The following is a 15,731-nucleotide window of genomic DNA, read 5'->3' on the forward strand; positions in this document are numbered from 1 at the left end:
CTATAAGACTTAATGCCGCTATATAAGCCTGTGAGAGCCAACTAGATATCAGATTGGACGGAACAGCTCAACCTCGGACCATTTACCAAAATTATACATTACCATTCAAGGATGTCCAATATAAATAGGTTCTTCAATTTTTGAAACCTTTTGAACGGAAAATCGTCTATTGTATAGGTATTGAATCACATTAATTCTCCTATTTATTTTCCAGTAGAACAAAGAAAGCCTGTAGAAAAGGGGAACACATTAATGGTTAGAGCCGTTGCCTTCGCACTGATGATCTTTCTATTGCTGACTGGCTGCTCGCAGCACAAAACGCCGGACCTATCGGATAATACCCGCTCCCGGATAGCATTGAAACAGGAATTGGCGAATACTATTGGAAATCCGGACCGAACGCCTGACGAAAGCGGCTGGAACGATCTGCTGCTCAGCGATGGAAATACATTATCCGATAGGACAGAATATGCGGCTCCGACCGGAGAATGGTTCGAGAGCAGCGTCCGGGACCCGCTGCTGTTCTCCTATCCCGGGGGGATTCGTCAACCGGGAGAGAAGATTTCCGTCGTCTTCGGTGAAAATCCGGCCAATCGCACTATCCGTATTCAATTGACCGGGCGCGATGAATCGCTGCAAAATACCGGGATGATCTCGGAAACGCTGGAACGGCTTTCGGGTACGACCTTCCCGGCGGCACAATTCGATTTCCAATTGCCGTACGAAGAAGGGGCTCTCTATTTGTTGAGTATTGAAATACTAGGAGAGCAGGAAGAGATCGAGGATACTTTTCTCTCCCTTATGTATGTCCCGAAGCGGGAAGTCAATGCCAAGCTTCTGTTGGCAGACGCCAATGACGCCCATTCTGCCGGGCGAGTGTTGAAGCTATACAATGCCGGACCTTCCATCTTATATCTGGGTGAAGATTATCATATAGAGAAGAACGTCGGCGGAACCTGGATGGAGCACTCTATAGATAAGGAGTTTCCAGCCGTTGGAATCAGTCTCAACCCCGGTCAAACCTATGAAAGAACCATCCGTATAAATGGATTGGACCCGGGACGCTACAGAGTGGTTAAAGCCTTCTCAACGATGGGCTATTCCGCAGAGCATACGCTGGCCTCCGAATTCGAAGTGAAGGAATCCGCGCCTTCTTCTCAGCCATAGGCTCCGGCTCCGGCACGAAAATCCGAAACATGGCTGGTTCTGTTACCATATGTTTAACAACAAAACGCCCTTACGCTCGCGTTCGAGTATAAGGGCGGTGCTTCCGCAGGATGGTTTATTCAATTCTTACCTATGACTTCTTGGACTTGCTGCGAAGGTTGCCGAGAATAAGCCCGGCAAGCATGCCGGCCGGAACGCTGTAGATCAAGCCGGTTCCGACATGACTGGTGAACACGCCGATCACGATTCCCGCTAGGACGCCAATCCCGATACCTGAAGCCAAATAAATATTCTTAACCCGTGTTACCGGATCGTACGGATCTGTAGGATCAGTCTGGTTACTCATCTCTTTTCCCCCACTTCCTCATCGGTGTTCTTACATTATAGCCGATATTGGGACAAGAATCATTCCCTCTCCGGGCCACAATCGGCAAATCGGCTACAAGCCGTGTATCGGCTTCTTCGATAGACTTTGGTATTCTAGATTTCCTCTAACATATCTCAACGACCGGTTTTTTTCAAGAAAAAACACTTGCATCAGGCAAAATGAACCTTGCCCTGCAAGTGTTTGATAGATTTATAGCTCCCTATTCAGGGCTGTGCGATCCGGCTGGCCGTGGGCATTTGTTTGTAGAAATAACCGTCGACCCATCCTTCCTTGCCGTTGAACGGCAGCCTCTCCTCCTCCAGTTCTTCGATGACGCTGATCCGCCCTGCCAAATAATCGGAAATCCGGGCAGCCGCCGTATCCAAACCAAGAAGAAGCATACCGTAACGGCCGTCTATCACTTCCCAGCCGAAGGCTTTATAGGCTGCGAACCATCTGTCCCTATGGAAGCTTCTTAAGGAGTGAATCCGTTTCGTCAGCTCCGGCAGCTGAACCGCCGCTATCTCTTGCAGTGCAGCCTTATCCCCGTTTCGATAGGCGTTCGTGATTCTCAGCCCCATCTCGGCTTTAAGCGACAGAACCCGGCACAACCGGTGCAGAAGCTCGAACACGAAGCCGAATTCTCCGTTGGACGATGCGTACTGCTTCATTCTAACGCTCCACTCCCGGTAATGCTCCTCTACTGCATGTCCTTCGATGTTGCGATCGAACAATCCCATCAGGACATTCTGCCAAAGCATGTATCGGGACGGGTTGTACGTTTCCAGATTGTTCTCCGAAATCCCCGGAACTTCATCCACATATCTGATGTTCATGAAAGACTTCATCTCCGCCCCCGTACAGAAATGAAACCGGCGGGCGAGCTTATTCTCATCCAAGCGGCGGGCATAGGCATGCTCGGCGAACAGCTGCAGACCCAATAATGCGGAATAAATATCGCATTCCGTACCATCGTCCCCCCAGAGGGTGGCGATGACTTCACGGACCCCTTCCTCCTTGCAGGCATTAAGGGCTGCATTCGTGGCGACGAAGGTCGCTCCGTAATTAAGAACGAATCCTTTCCAATTCCAGATTCCGCCGGCGAATACCGGCATCGACCCGAGCCGCTTGTGCCGGCGTATCCAATCGACATAAAATTCCTCGTTATAGTGATAGTAATCCCAGTATACCTGCTGCACTCCTTGGGGCATGGCCTGCACGACCTCGTCGGGGATGACGCAGCTCGTATCGTAGTAGTCTCCCGTTCGGGACCCTGCGCGAAAATACATGTCGCTCCACATCATCGGCTTGAGACCGTATTTTTCCGTGATCTTCAGAACACGTGCCAGATGCTCATTCATGATGTCGAATTTCGACCGGTATCCGTTACGAAGCAAATATTCACCTTGTCCAAGCTTCCAGGCTTCGTCCATCCCTATATGAATCCGCTTGGTTCGTACCGGCTTCATGGCGGATACAATCATTTGCTCAATAAACTCATAGGTGCGCTCCTGCCCGACCAGCATCGTCTCTTCATCGTCGCGGATATCGGCGAAGCAGTCCCATTTAAGCACATCCTTCAAATGGCTTAGCGTCTGAATACAGGGAATCATTTCGATGCCAAACAGCGCCGCATAGTCATCCAGTTCCTTCAGCTCCCGCTGTGAGTATCTCCCCCGCATATAGCCGAAATAAGGCTGTTGTTCCACGTCATAGCTGTCCTCGGCATACAGCATGAACATATCCAGTCCCATAATCGCCATTAGCCGGATCAGCCGCTTGACAGTAGGCAGGTTAAGAACAGCATTTCCTTGCGATACGTCAAACATAGGCCCTATCGTGTCAAATTGCGGTTCCTCCGCAAGAGCAAAGGGCCTTCCCTCACGAAGCGATTCGACAAGCAGCCCCAGTGCGCGGTAAAAATGAATGGGACGCGAATAGCGAAAAACAGCGCGTTCCCCGTCCATCGATACTTCAAGCCGGGGCTCCGCCCTTCTCTCCACCGACACCGGTATACCGTCCGGGCTTCTCTCGAAATGCAAATCAGCGCTCAAGGCGGCCAAGCCTTCCTCCAGGCCGGCCAAGTCTCCGACAAAGTTCAGCTTCATCTTATTCATCCCCCTATTACAAGATAATTTCTCCAATGCTTCTCCCGCCCGGGTATGTTCGTTATATTTTCCGCCGGAAGAGACTTATTGAAAACCTGAAGCTTGTATGATTAAATTAGGTATCAAAAGACGGGCATTTCGCCCCTGTTCGCCGGCTTCGGAAATCCACTACCCGGGGGAGGCTCTACATTGGCAACCTATCTGGACTATTTAATCAGCCCTAAGCCGATTCGCATCGTCGATCTTAAGCTGGAACGCTCCAAGCTGCGAATCCAAAATCTTACCGTGCTTCAATACGGGCATCTGCCGGGCAGAACGCTGAAGCACAGGGAGGCCCCTTGCGGCCATTGGGCCTTCACCTATATTGTGAAAGGCAAGGGCAGCTTTCGGGTGCACGGGGAGGCTGAGCAGCGGATAGATGCCGGCTGCCTGTTCTGGGAATGGCCCGGGGCGGAGTTTACCTTCGGCCCTGATGGCAAGGACGGCTGGGACGAGTACTACATCACTTTCGAAGGGGGCAGAATCCGGGAATGGCTGGACGCCCAAATAATCGTTCCCGGCACGGTAATGCGTGTAGGCTCCGACCGAAGCTTTATCCGTAAAATCGAAACGATCGGCGATCTCGTTGATAGCGGAATTCCGGACAACGCGGATCGCGCGGCCCTCATGCTGGAATCGCTCATCTACGAATTCTCCGTCACGGATGCCAACCGCAGGTCTGCCCACTTCTCCGGCAAACAGCCCGAATTTATTATTCAAGTTCTGGAGGATATCGCCGGCAGCCTGTACGAGCCATGGGACGAACGACAGCTTTGGGAAAGAAATCATATCTCCCGCTCCACCCTGCGCCGACTCGTCCTCCAGAATACCGGCTACCCGCTGAATGAATACGTCAACCGGCTTAAAATATCCGAAGCCAGAAAGCTTCTGCGCCTGACCGGGCTGCAAATTAAAGAAATATCACAGATGCTCGGTTACCCCGACCCCGCCTACTTCTCCCGCCTGTTCAAAAAATATACCGGGGTCCCCGCTATGACCTACCGAAGCAAAATGAAACAGCGATGAACCGCAGGGCGGTGAATAATCCTCATTATATCCTGCGGGCTCGTCTCCATAAATGTTCTATGTATTCATGATCTTGGATTATATAGTCAAACCTTTACCCGGGCAGGTATATCCCAGATTTCTTGCCGATCAGGGCAGATATAAGCATCTGCCCTGCACCCGTGTTTACAAGTTATATGTCAAAAAACCTTCCGTCCGCTAAAGACAGAAGGTCTGATTCATTGTATTTGCGAAGCTCTCTCCAGACGAAACGCTGCAGCGGGAAATCCGTTTTTATTCTGCATCCACTTCCGCATAGACTATATGACCTTCGGCCAGTCTCCCCCCGAACGGCCGAAGCACCTCATCGGCCAATCGAAGCAGCGGCTTTCTGTCGTTGCTTGCATAGAATTCTTCCAAGGAATCCGTTAACGCTTGACTGAATGCGGCGTCATACTGTTTAAGCATCCGAAGGGCCCATTTTCCTTCTCCAAGCCACCGGCCATTTGCCCTCAGAACAAACTCAACCAGTTTGGCCGCAAGCTCCTGAACGATAAACAGGCTCTCTTCCCGGTCGGACGATCCTGATAAATCCGAGATATCCTCGCTAATCCTGTATCTGGCCATATCCAGTTCCTCATCCGCCCAGGGGAAAGGTCCCGATGCCAGATCACTCCTGGCCTCCTCCCGGATCCCTTCCGCCGTTCCGTCATCTTTAAGCACGATCCCTTCCGCGCACATCCTCTGCAAGGAGGGCAGAGCCGCTTCAATACCCGCCATGAACAGCTTCCGATAAGAGGAATGGTCCATGACGAAGGCTTCAATCGTCCAGCCGAATTCATTATAAGTTCGTCTGTATGGTCTTGGTTCATTATGTTCGAAAATAACCAAATCCAGATCCGAATACTCCGTATCTTTCCCCTCAGACGCGCTGCCCGCCAGAATCGCAACCCGACAGGAAGGATAGCACTTCCCTATAAACAGACGTGCCGCATGTTCTGCTGTCCGCATTAACCGAATCGCCCCTTCACAGTGTCTATCCTCCAATATATGACGGCTCATTCGAAAATAACCTGATTTTGCCGGTCCCTGGACACCGAACGAATGTCAAAAAAACAATTTCGGAGGAAAACAGCTGTATTTGGCACTATACCCAAGATAAACGGCTATCGTCGTCCTTCGGACAGGTGCGTTTAGCGATGAAATATAAGAGCAGGCAAAAGGTGAAAACTTATGCTTATATTTATCAAAAATGTGCTCCTGCACAATCTTCCTTAACCCGTGATGTTCACCCAAGCGAAGAGGATGCAAAATCATAGTATAATTTAGGCTTAACTGAGAGGAGGAATTTCAATGAGCGCAGTTGGCGGTTTCGGCAGAGGGTTTTTCACTTCTACCGGTACAATTCTGGTGCTGTTCATCCTTCTGGTCATCGTTTCTCGTGCTTTTTGGTGCTAATGAGCGAATGGTAAAAGGACAGCGGCCTGCCAAATGCAGGCCGTTGTCCATATTTACTGCCGAATTCACGCTTAACCGCGGCTTGCCGTTTATCCGAACCGCATACGGATAGTGACACCGTGCCCCGACTTGCTCTCCGCTTCGATCGTGCCCCCGTGCTCATGAACGAGATGTTTGGCAATAGCGAGACCCAGCCCGGTTCCGCTGCCTGCCCCTTCTGTATTGGTCCCCCGATAATATCTTTCGAACAGGTTAAGGAGCCCCTCTTCGTCCAAACCTTCCCCATTGTCTCGAACCGTTAACATAAATCCATTCTTAGCGCCGGCATCCAGCGAGACCTCTATTTCGGTTCCCGCCGGATTATGAATGAGGGCATTAGCCAGCAGATTGTCTAGAATGCGCCGGAACCAATGGACGTCCACACTGTAATAGATCGGCTTCCCGGCACCGCGAAAATAAATGTTCGCTTGCATAAAGCCCGGATCGTTATGGAAGGAAGCCACCGTTCCGCGGATGAATTCGTTCATCTCGGTCAGTTCCATCTTTAAGGGCATCGCTCCGTTCTTAAGCCGGTAAGTCATACTTAAGTCCGCAATCAGTCCGTCCATATAGTCTGCTTTATCTTTGATCACGCCGGCAAATTCGCGAACTTCAGCGACAGACCAGTCGTATTGGTCGGATTCCAGCATATGGGCATAGCCTTTAATCGAAGAGAGCGGGGTTTTCAAATCATGGGATACCCCGGCAATCCATTCCTCCCGAGACTTCTCCAGCTTGGTGCGGATTTCGTCATTTCGTTTCAAGGTTTCGGTCAAACCGGCCAGCACCTGCAGCACATCAGTGTATAATCTGTACCGCCGTTTAAGCTTTCCTGACGGCTTTCGGCTTCTGGGAAGCCCCTTCCGGTCTTGCGGCTCCTCATAGGCACCTTTGCCCAACCGCTGCAGCCAGCGGATCATATGCAGAATAGGGGTTCCGAACCGATGGCCGTACCAGATGGACAGAACTCCAAACAGCAAGAGAACGACGATGAGAAGCACAATGAAGCCGGCAAGCAGCAGCTGCCCTTCCGATCCGAACAGAAACGGCGGGCGGGCTGTCCCCTCTTCCGCAAAGACCGGCAATCCGACAAGCCAGGTCAGGCCGGTCCTTTCCTCATGTTTCGTCCACAACTGGTACGAATCCGACAAAGTGCTGAACGATCCGAAAATCAGATCTTTAAGCGTATAATGAGTTAAAGCCTCGGAAGGCTTGTATAATGAAGCCAGCTCATCCCCTTGCTCATCAAGCACTTGAACCCAGCCCTGCTTAGCTTTCAGCTTCTGCTCCAGATCATCGGGAATCAGGATCTTCCCGTCGGATAATACTGCTTGTTCCGACAAGCTTTGGACAAGCTGTCCGCCTTCCGGCTTCACCCCGTAGAGTAAAGTGTAGGTTGTCCCCCCTTTGACCTGTATCCAGATGTAGAGACTGTAAGGAAATGGCTTCTTTCCCCTCCAATAATCGACCAATTCCCCCGGATTATACCGGTCCGGAACATCGCCGGGGGTGAAATATGAAGTAATGACCCCGCCCTCCTCATCCAACGTCTGAAGCCAGCCTCCGCTTCGCTTGACTTCGTCAAGCAGCTTCTCATCAAATTGAATATTTCCGTCCTTCCATTCCATAGACTCCACCAATTTGGGAAGACCGGCTTTGGCAAACTCCCTTCTCATCTCCATCTCTGTCATCTGATCGGCAAGATAATAGATCATCGCGACCATTAAACCGATCAGCACCGCCCCGACAAAAACAAGCTGAAATATAAATTGCAGAATCAGCCGTTTCCTAACGTCCATCGGAAATCTCCCGGTTTACGAGCTTGTATCCGAGCCCTCTAACCGTCAGCAAATATTCCGGCGCCCCGGGGTTCTTCTCTATCCTTTCACGGATCCGGTGGATGTGAACCATAACGGTGTTGTCGTCGCTCATGCTGCTGTCCCCCCATACCCGCTCATACAGCTCACTTTTGCTGAAGACTCTATTCGGATTCCGGCAAAGAAAAACAAGGAGCTGGAAAACCTGAGCCGGACAGCTTACCGGACGGCCCTCCACTATAAGCTCCCCTGCCCTTACATCCACTTCGAACCGCCCGAACCGATAGCGTTCCTCCGTATCTATTGCAGAAGGGGTTATGTTCAAATACCGCCTGAGCTGAGCCTTCACCCGGGCTATTACTTCTAGAGGATTGAACGGTTTGGTCATATAATCATCCCCGCCTACGGCAAATCCGGTCAGCTTGTCGAAATCGGTCGTCCGGGCCGTCAGAAACAGCACCGGGGCGTCCGTCGTCTGGCGCAAAAACGGAAATACCTCAAAGCCGCTGCGTCCGGGCAGCATCACGTCCAAAATAATGAAGTCGTAGCGTGTTCTTTGGCACAGTTCAACGGCTTCTTCCCCGCTCCCCGCCGTATCTACCTTCACGAATCCTTCTTTCGCCAGAACGGTTTTCAGCATTTTCAAGATGGACGGTTCATCATCAACTATAAGAAGTTTGGCATCTTTCATCTCATGCATCCGGCAGCATCTCCCGCAACGATTTCTTATCTCCATCATACCATGTGCATATTTCTCCAGGTATACCTGAACCTTAACAGATCCTTAACGGGTTAAGCCCCCTCACCGGAACAGCCCCGGGAAAATGCAATCATTCCTTCTGTTATTCAAGAGTTTTGGAAAAAAGGCCGTTGCAAAGTATGAGCACCCATATTCCATAGAGATAGGAAATCCAGCCTGTTTAACGGTAAGTACGCTTTATTCCTGATGCCTCTTCCTTATGTTCTTTCTGGAAAAATTAAGCTTGCGTTAAGCTTCCGTTGCCGGCAAGGAAAGATTCGGATGCTACAATGATTTGTAGACTACCAAGGACGGACGGCCATTGATGGCCCGGCCGAACTATAGCAAGGAGTGACGCAAGCAATGACTAATCAATTATGGAAAACCGCTGCTGCGAGTCTTCTGGCCGTTGCCGTGCTGTCGGGCTGCGCTTCGGGAACCCCCGGTGCCCTTCAGCCCTCTGCCTCCCCAGAGGCCGAACAGCCTTCCGCCTCTCCCGGCAATAAGGCGGAGGAGAAGGATAGCCAAGTAACCCCTGACCGCTTTGCCGAGATGTTTCTGCAAGGAAAATACGGGCAAATTTATAAGCAGTTCAGTAAGGAATTCAAGCAGCAGGTATCGGATAGCGAGTTCCAGGCGCTGGCTGCAGATTTTAACCAGGGGGTATCGGCCTATAAGCTTCTGTCCGAATTGCCCATGGACAATAATGTAAGATATACATGGGCAAGCGAGGACGGCAGCAAAGGCATGACCGCTGTTATTAATCCTTCAGGCACTATTCTCGGTCTGCAGATTGTTCCTCTCGAGACCTTTCCGGAGACGGACGGAAAGTATACTTCGGGCAAATACCTGTATCCTTTCTCCGGCGAGTGGTTTACTTACTGGGGGGGAACCAATGTGCTGGTCAATTATCATTACGCATACCCGGGCCAGCGATACGCCTTTGATTGGGTCATCCTTAAGGACGGCCAATCCTATGAAGGCGATCCGACCAAGAATGAAAGTTATTTCGCTTTCGGTCAGCCCGTACTCGCACCGGCTGACGGCAAAATCATAAAGGTAGTGAACGATTTGGACGATAACGCCCCTGTCGGCAAGATGGACCCTGCCAATCCCGCAGGAAACCATGTCGTCATCGAGCATGCCAACGGAGAATACAGCATGCTGGCTCACTTCCGGAAGCAGTCCGTTCAAGTCCAAGTCGGAGACGAAGTTAAAGCCGGGGACTTACTGGGGCTATGCGGAAATTCGGGAAATTCCAGCGAGCCGCATATCCATTATCATGTATCCGACTCTCCGGACCTTGACCAAGGTAACTCTGTCCGCATTCAATTCATTGATGACGGGGACGTCACGCAGGGGGACTATATCCGTGGAAGCCAAAGCGAATAAATAAATTTTTGTCATCAGGCAGTCTCTTCTGAGGAAGAGGCTGCCTGCTCTCTCTTATGTGACTTTAAAACGACCCTCTCTAGAAGCAACAAATCCAGCATCATTGGCCCTCTAAATAAGTCATTTTGGATATTGTTTTCCATGGAGGATTCCATTAAGATGAGCGTAAAAGTCCGTCAAGGAGGCTTATATGACTGTCATAATCGAGAATGCGAATATTGTAGCCGCGGACAGAGTGATAACAGGCGGCAGTCTGACGGTCAGGGACGGAAAGATTATGCGAATAGACGAGACGCTCCCGGACCATCTGGCAGCAGATGCGGAAAGATACGATGCCCGGGGGATGTACGTGTATCCCGGATTTGTAGATCTCCACGTTCATGGGGGCAACGGCTTCGACCTGATGGACGCGACGCCGGAAGCGATCGACGGTATGTGTCGTTATCATGCCGCCCACGGGACGACGACACTCCTGCCAACGACCAGAACAGCATCGGTCGCGGCTATAACTTCAGCACTTACCGCGGCCAATACATATATGGCCTCTTCACAGGAGCCGCTGCGCTCACTTATCGCAGGCATCCATTTGGAGGGGCCTTTCTTGGCGCTGGCATATCGAGGAGCTCAGCGGGAGGAGGACTTGCTTCTGCCTTCCTTGCCGCAGATGAAAGAATGGCTGAGCGCTTCCGGCGGGCAGATTCGACTGGTGACGATCGCCCCGGAACTGGACGGCGCGGAATCGGTCATCCGCCATCTGCGTGAACAGAATATTATCGTGTCGGCAGGCCACTCCGGTGCCACGTACGAGGATATGATCCGCGCAGCAGACTGGGGAGTTCAGCATATCACCCATTGCTATAACGGAATGAGAGGGTTCCATCACCGAGAGCCCGGCATGCTGTCCGCAGCCTGGCTAGACGATGAGGTTACCGCGGAGCTGATCTTCGATACTCACCATGCTCATCCGGCCGCCGCGCAAGTGCTGCTGCGAATGAAAGGTTTGGACCGGGTGGTGCTGATTACAGACGCCGTCCGGCCGGCAGGATTGCCGGACGGCAAGTATATAACGGAGGCCGGGCATTCGCTGACCGTGGAGGCCGGGATCGTCCGTCTTCCTACCGGCAGCCTGGCGGGAAGCACGTTGACGATGAACATCGCCGTGAAGAATGCAATCGGGCAGCTTGGCCTGAAGCCCTATGAGGCCGCTCGTCTGGCCAGCCTTAATCCGGCACGGATTCTTGGGCTGAATCAGCGGAAAGGATCGCTCGCTCCGGGTAAGGATGCTGATCTCGTTGTCCTGAATGAACGGTTCGAGGTCCAGCGGGTGATGTCGCTTGGGCATTGGCTGGAGCTGTAGCTGTAGGACTCCGGATCGTGAGCAACTAGCAATTGAACGCAAGCCGCGCGCCGATAGGCTCGCTTGGCGAAACAGGAGGTAGCCATGGGGAAATACATCATCGGAATCGATGTGGGCGGAACGAATATCCAAGGCGGATTAATCGATCCGCATGGCCGGATTGTCAGCAGAGCTCAAGTAAAGACAGATGCGCCTCTCGGAGCGGATAAGGTAATTGAACGAATTGCCGGCATTGCAGGACAGCTGCTGGAACAATCCGGGGTGAACCGCAATGAGGTTGCCGGTATTGGAGCCGGTGTGCCCGGATTTATCGATGTCGACAGGGGGGTCGTCCTGTCCGCGGCTAACCTGCAATGGAAGGACGTTCCGCTGGCCGAACGGCTGAATAACTTAACGGGCCTGCCTGTTTGCATTCATCATGACGTCAGAATGTACGTCTATGGAGAAGCCATCCAGGGAGCGGGCCGGTCTTTCAAGCATGTTCTGGGCCTAACGATCGGAACAGGTCTGGCCGCTGCATATATCGATCAGGGACGGATTCTATGCGGGAGCAAGAACATGGCTGGAGAGCTCGGGCATATTCCGATGAGAGGGGAACAGGCCCGTTGCTCCTGCGGCATGCAGGGCTGCCTCGAAACGGTCGTGTCGGCCCGCGGCCTGATCCGGCAAGTGACCGAGGCCGTCCGCAGCGGGCGACCAAGCCGTCTTGCCGGGCTGGCCCTGCGAGAGCCGGGCGAGTTGACCGCAGATGCCATCTCCGCCGCATATGACGAAGGCGATGAATTAGCGGCGGAAGTATATCGTCATACGGGAAGGCTGCTCGGCTACGGATTGGCGTACGCCGTTACCTTGCTCAGCCCGGATGTCGTCATCATCGGTGGCGGCGTAGCCTCCGCAGGCGAGAAGCTGCTTGCCCCTGTCCGGGAGACGCTGCAAGCATCCATCCTGCCAAAGTACTGGAGCCATTTGAAAATCAAGACAGCTCAACTAGGTAACGACGCGGGGCTAATCGGCTCCGCCGCCTATGCGAGAACCAAGCTTGATCCCTTGCCAGAATAATGCTTGCTGCATCCTGCCCAGAATTTGTTGAGTAAAAAACAGCAAAAAAAACCGCCCGGCATCCCGTTAGGAGCTGCCGAGCGGTTGAACTTCCATTCTAACAGAAATGCTCATATCTCTAAATAAGACGTGTTCCCCCGGATATTCTCTCATACACATGGAAATCGTAACGATACGGATTGCGCTCATCCGTCACGCCGGGAGTGACCGAAATCAATTTCCACTCCTCCTCATTCACTTCAGGAAAAAAGGTGTCTCCCCCAAACTCATGATCGATCATCGTCAGCACCAATCGATGAGCGTAAGGCAAGAATAGCCGGTACACTTCTTCTCCCCCGATAATAAATACTTCCGGATCCGCTGCGACAAGCGCTAAAGCTTCCTCCGGAGAGGCGACGACCTCGCAGCCTTCTGCCCGATAGTCAGGATTCCGCGTCAGAACAATATTTCTCCGTCCGGGCAAGGGCCGGCCCATGGATTCGTAATTTTTTCTTCCCATCACAATGGGATGCCCCATTGTTGTCTGCCTAAAAAACATTTGATCCTTCGGTAGCTTCCACGGAATATCGTTATCCCGGCCTATGACCCGGTTCCGATCCATGGCCGCAATTAGCGTTAATTTCATTCATGCATCCCTCCCAAGAATAAAAAGAACTCAAGGAAGGGAATACCGGCATCTCCTTGAGCTGAGTGTAAAGCTTTCTATAATAAGCGGCATTAAAGAAAGCGGTCCATCGGTTCGGAAGGAAAGTACCTTCCAGCTTCAACATCTAAACCATCTCCTGGAAAACTCCTGGTAAAGTGAAGATAGGCCTCGTAGCAAGCTGCATCCGCACCCTAACAGAGTTGGCGTCTAGATCATCCTCTAAACGCGATCGCTCTTCCCGAACTTGCTTCGATAGAGAAGTTTATATATTACTCTTCAGGGAACCGGTCAAACGGCTCCCTTCCAGTTAATAGACCTCCGTATGGAGAAGCTAAGTTTAATAGTGGACCCCTTCTTTAAGAAACACATGCTCGTTGCCAAGCATCATTTGAATAAGAAAATAAATCATCGGTGAAGCCAACAATACAACAACCAGAAAAACAATTAACCCTAGTCCGCTAAACTGATTGCTAGATTTTTCCGATTCCAGCTTCATCGTTATTCCCCTCATTTCGCATAATTATCGTTTGATCTATCTACCAGTCTACCCTATTGCAACCGAAAAAGGAATATGCGGTGTCCAGCGGCTAACTCTTACTGGAGAAAGTTCATGACTTTGTCATAAATCATAGGATGAGAGGACTCGTCCCTGCTGTGCTATGCTCCATGCGGAAACAGCAAGGCGACATATAACCAGCAAATTAAAGCTGATGCGAACGAAACCGCTCCGAACAACAGAACGATTTGCGGCTCCTTCCAACTGTATTTGAGACTGAAATGGTAATGGATTGGGGCCATCCGGAATAATCTGAGCCGGGTTCGCTTATAGTACCAAACCTGAAGGATCACTGACAGCTGTTCGGCGAAATAGACAAGAAACAGAACGGGAATCAGGATTTCTACTTTTTCTATGACGGCCAGAAAAGACAGCGACCCTCCGATCGCAAGCGAACCGGTGTCTCCCATGAATGCTTTGGCCGGATGAACATTGTACAGCAGAAGGCCGAGCAAGCAGCCTGCCATAATCAAACAAAAAGCTTGTACTTCTTGTCTATCCGACACCGCGAAAAAAAATAAATAAGTGGGAAGGGAAGCAACGATTAGCAGCCCGTCCATTCCGTCGGTGAAGTTGACTGCATTTGCCGTCCCAACGATGAACAACAGGATGACCGCTATGTATCCTGCCAAAGGAAGCGAGAACTCCCACTTATACGTTATAGTAATAGTAGGATCGAGAGCAGAGATGCGAGACCACTCCAAAATCAGCCAGCCGGTGACTATAAATTGCAATAGCAATTTAATCTTGCCGGACAATCCGGCCGGGTTCTGATGATATGCCTTCTTGAAATCATCCAGGAAGCCAATCCCGCCGAACAGGATAAAGGCGGTAGCTGCCAGACGGGCTAACGGTTCGTGTTGGGTAGCTATAGTGATCCATACCCCGATCATAAGAATCAGCCCGGCCATCAATGGGGTTCCCCGCTTGGCCTGCTGACCTGCCGGCAATTCCTTGCGAATAGGCTGTGTAAGTTTTAAACTTTTTAATGCATAAATCAACAGAGGTGTAAGCAAGGCCACGGCCGTGAACGACAGCAGACTCATTCCAAGCATGGACATCTTTTTCGCCTCCTTGTGGGCTAAGCTTCTGGCCAACTGCACCGGCCTACTTATATTGTATGGAAAAACAGCGGTTTAAAAAGTGAAGCTTTAGCACAATTATTTTCTACTTTATGAAAAAAAGCGGCCTAAGGAAGGAAAACGGCTTTTCATTGCGAATACTTTAAAAGAGTAGCGATGTACCGGCGCGTGTAGCAAAGATTATCGCTAAAAAGAGGCACCGGCCGATCCTTTAAGGAAAACGAGCGAACAAAGCGAGAAAGATGCTCAAGGAGTTGATGGAAGATGATTCTTGCGAAAAAAGTCAGAATCAAACCGACTCCTGATCAGGAACAAGCGTTATGGCGTTCGGCCGGGGCGGCCAGGTGGGTATACAATTGGACGCTGGCTCGTCAGGAAGAAAACGATCGGAATGGCGGCAAGTTTATTCCTGATGGCGAGCTGCGAAAAGAATTGACGAAGCTGAAGCAGACGGAAGAATATGCGTGGCTGAACGATATATCTGCCCAGACAACGAAACAAGCCGTCAAAGACGCATGTGATGCCTACAAGAAGATGTTCAAAGGACAATCCGGGAAACCGAAGTTCAAAAGCAGAAAACATTCAAAACCAGCATTTTATAGCAGATATGACCGATTTAAAGCAGATGGAAACACGGTCTATCTGGAAAAGATCGGCTGGATCCAAACCAGTGAACCGATTCCTCAATCAGGAGCATATAGCAATCCGCGAGTATCCTTCGACGGCAAGTATTGGTATGTGTCTATTGGTATCAGGCACGAGCAAGAGAAGTCCGAACTGACGGACGAGGTAATCGGTATAGACGTGGGCATTAAGGAATTGGCGGTATGCAGCAACGGAATGGTGTTCAAGAACATCAACAAGTCTGCCGCCGTAAGAAAGGTGGAGAAACGCTTGCGT

General features: G+C 51.1%; 15 protein-coding genes. 7 read left to right on the top strand and 8 right to left on the bottom strand.

What is annotated here, in order from left to right; all coding sequences use genetic code 11:
• Positions 1-252 precede the first annotated feature (252 nt).
• Positions 253-1,167 (top strand): immunoglobulin-like domain-containing protein, encoded by a 915-nt coding sequence (locus tag ACFQ03_RS06795; protein WP_379287014.1) that lies wholly within the window; start codon positions 253-255, stop codon positions 1,165-1,167.
• 130 nt (positions 1,168-1,297) lie between these two features.
• Here ACFQ03_RS06795 and ACFQ03_RS06800 read toward each other — a convergent pair whose 3' ends face one another.
• Positions 1,298-1,513 carry a hypothetical protein gene (locus ACFQ03_RS06800; RefSeq protein ID WP_144941034.1) on the bottom strand — a complete coding sequence of 72 codons (216 nt, stop codon included), beginning with the start codon at positions 1,511-1,513 and terminating at the stop codon, positions 1,298-1,300.
• A 245-nt stretch (positions 1,514-1,758) separates the two neighbouring features.
• A complete protein-coding gene (locus ACFQ03_RS06805; RefSeq protein ID WP_379287016.1) occupies positions 1,759-3,642 on the bottom strand; it encodes a beta-N-acetylhexosaminidase in 1,884 nt (627 codons plus the stop codon).
• A 189-nt stretch (positions 3,643-3,831) separates the two neighbouring features.
• Here ACFQ03_RS06805 and ACFQ03_RS06810 point away from each other — a divergent pair, with 189 nt between their 5' ends.
• Positions 3,832-4,707, top strand: a complete 876-nt coding sequence (locus ACFQ03_RS06810) for an AraC family transcriptional regulator (RefSeq protein ID WP_144941038.1) — start codon at positions 3,832-3,834, stop codon at positions 4,705-4,707.
• A gap of 273 nt (positions 4,708-4,980) precedes the next feature.
• Here the strand turns inward: ACFQ03_RS06810 and ACFQ03_RS06815 are convergent, their stop codons facing one another.
• Entirely contained in the window at positions 4,981-5,697 is a 717-nt protein-coding gene (locus ACFQ03_RS06815) for a nucleotidyltransferase domain-containing protein (protein WP_144941040.1), read from the bottom strand.
• Between the two features lie 342 nt (positions 5,698-6,039).
• Here ACFQ03_RS06815 and ACFQ03_RS06820 point away from each other — a divergent pair, with 342 nt between their 5' ends.
• Complete coding sequence (locus tag ACFQ03_RS06820) at positions 6,040-6,144, top strand: sporulation protein YjcZ (RefSeq protein WP_222126749.1); 105 nt, start codon at positions 6,040-6,042, stop codon at positions 6,142-6,144.
• Positions 6,145-6,233: 89 nt separating this feature from the next.
• On the opposite strand, the gene ACFQ03_RS06825 is transcribed toward ACFQ03_RS06820, so the two are convergent.
• Positions 6,234-7,982 carry a sensor histidine kinase gene (locus ACFQ03_RS06825; RefSeq protein WP_379287019.1) on the bottom strand — a complete coding sequence of 583 codons (1,749 nt, stop codon included), beginning with the start codon at positions 7,980-7,982 and terminating at the stop codon, positions 6,234-6,236.
• On the bottom strand, positions 7,972-8,691 hold the full coding sequence (locus tag ACFQ03_RS06830) for a response regulator transcription factor (protein ID WP_144941052.1): 720 nt from the start codon (positions 8,689-8,691) through the stop codon (positions 7,972-7,974). The genes ACFQ03_RS06825 and ACFQ03_RS06830 overlap by 11 nt, the downstream gene beginning before the upstream one ends.
• A gap of 411 nt (positions 8,692-9,102) precedes the next feature.
• Between ACFQ03_RS06830 and ACFQ03_RS06835 the strand changes: the two genes are divergently transcribed.
• From ACFQ03_RS06835 to ACFQ03_RS06845, 3 genes are all read left to right on the top strand, one after another.
• Positions 9,103-10,131: a M23 family metallopeptidase gene (locus ACFQ03_RS06835; protein ID WP_379287021.1), complete on the top strand. Its 1,029-nt coding sequence runs from the start codon at positions 9,103-9,105 to the stop codon at positions 10,129-10,131.
• A 190-nt stretch (positions 10,132-10,321) separates the two neighbouring features.
• A complete protein-coding gene (nagA, locus tag ACFQ03_RS06840) occupies positions 10,322-11,488 on the top strand; it encodes an N-acetylglucosamine-6-phosphate deacetylase (protein WP_379287025.1) in 1,167 nt (388 codons plus the stop codon).
• 84 nt (positions 11,489-11,572) lie between these two features.
• On the top strand, positions 11,573-12,547 hold the full coding sequence (locus ACFQ03_RS06845; protein ID WP_379287027.1) for an ROK family protein: 975 nt from the start codon (positions 11,573-11,575) through the stop codon (positions 12,545-12,547).
• 118 nt (positions 12,548-12,665) lie between these two features.
• Here the strand turns inward: ACFQ03_RS06845 and ACFQ03_RS06850 are convergent, their stop codons facing one another.
• The 3 genes from ACFQ03_RS06850 to mraY form a co-directional block, all read right to left on the bottom strand.
• Complete coding sequence (locus tag ACFQ03_RS06850; protein ID WP_144941050.1) at positions 12,666-13,172, bottom strand: dihydrofolate reductase; 507 nt, start codon at positions 13,170-13,172, stop codon at positions 12,666-12,668.
• A gap of 358 nt (positions 13,173-13,530) precedes the next feature.
• Complete coding sequence (locus ACFQ03_RS06855) at positions 13,531-13,689, bottom strand: hypothetical protein (RefSeq protein ID WP_186328488.1); 159 nt, start codon at positions 13,687-13,689, stop codon at positions 13,531-13,533.
• A gap of 161 nt (positions 13,690-13,850) precedes the next feature.
• Positions 13,851-14,804, bottom strand: a complete 954-nt coding sequence (gene mraY, locus ACFQ03_RS06860) for a phospho-N-acetylmuramoyl-pentapeptide-transferase (protein ID WP_379287032.1) — start codon at positions 14,802-14,804, stop codon at positions 13,851-13,853.
• Between the two features lie 291 nt (positions 14,805-15,095).
• On the opposite strand from mraY, the gene ACFQ03_RS06865 reads away from it, so the two are divergent.
• Positions 15,096-15,731: RNA-guided endonuclease InsQ/TnpB family protein (locus ACFQ03_RS06865; RefSeq protein ID WP_379287029.1), on the top strand; the 636-nt coding region annotated here is incomplete at its 3' end.

Source organism: Paenibacillus residui (genome assembly GCF_042677205.1).
Lineage (GTDB): Bacteria > Bacillota > Bacilli > Paenibacillales > NBRC-103111 > Paenibacillus_L > Paenibacillus_L residui.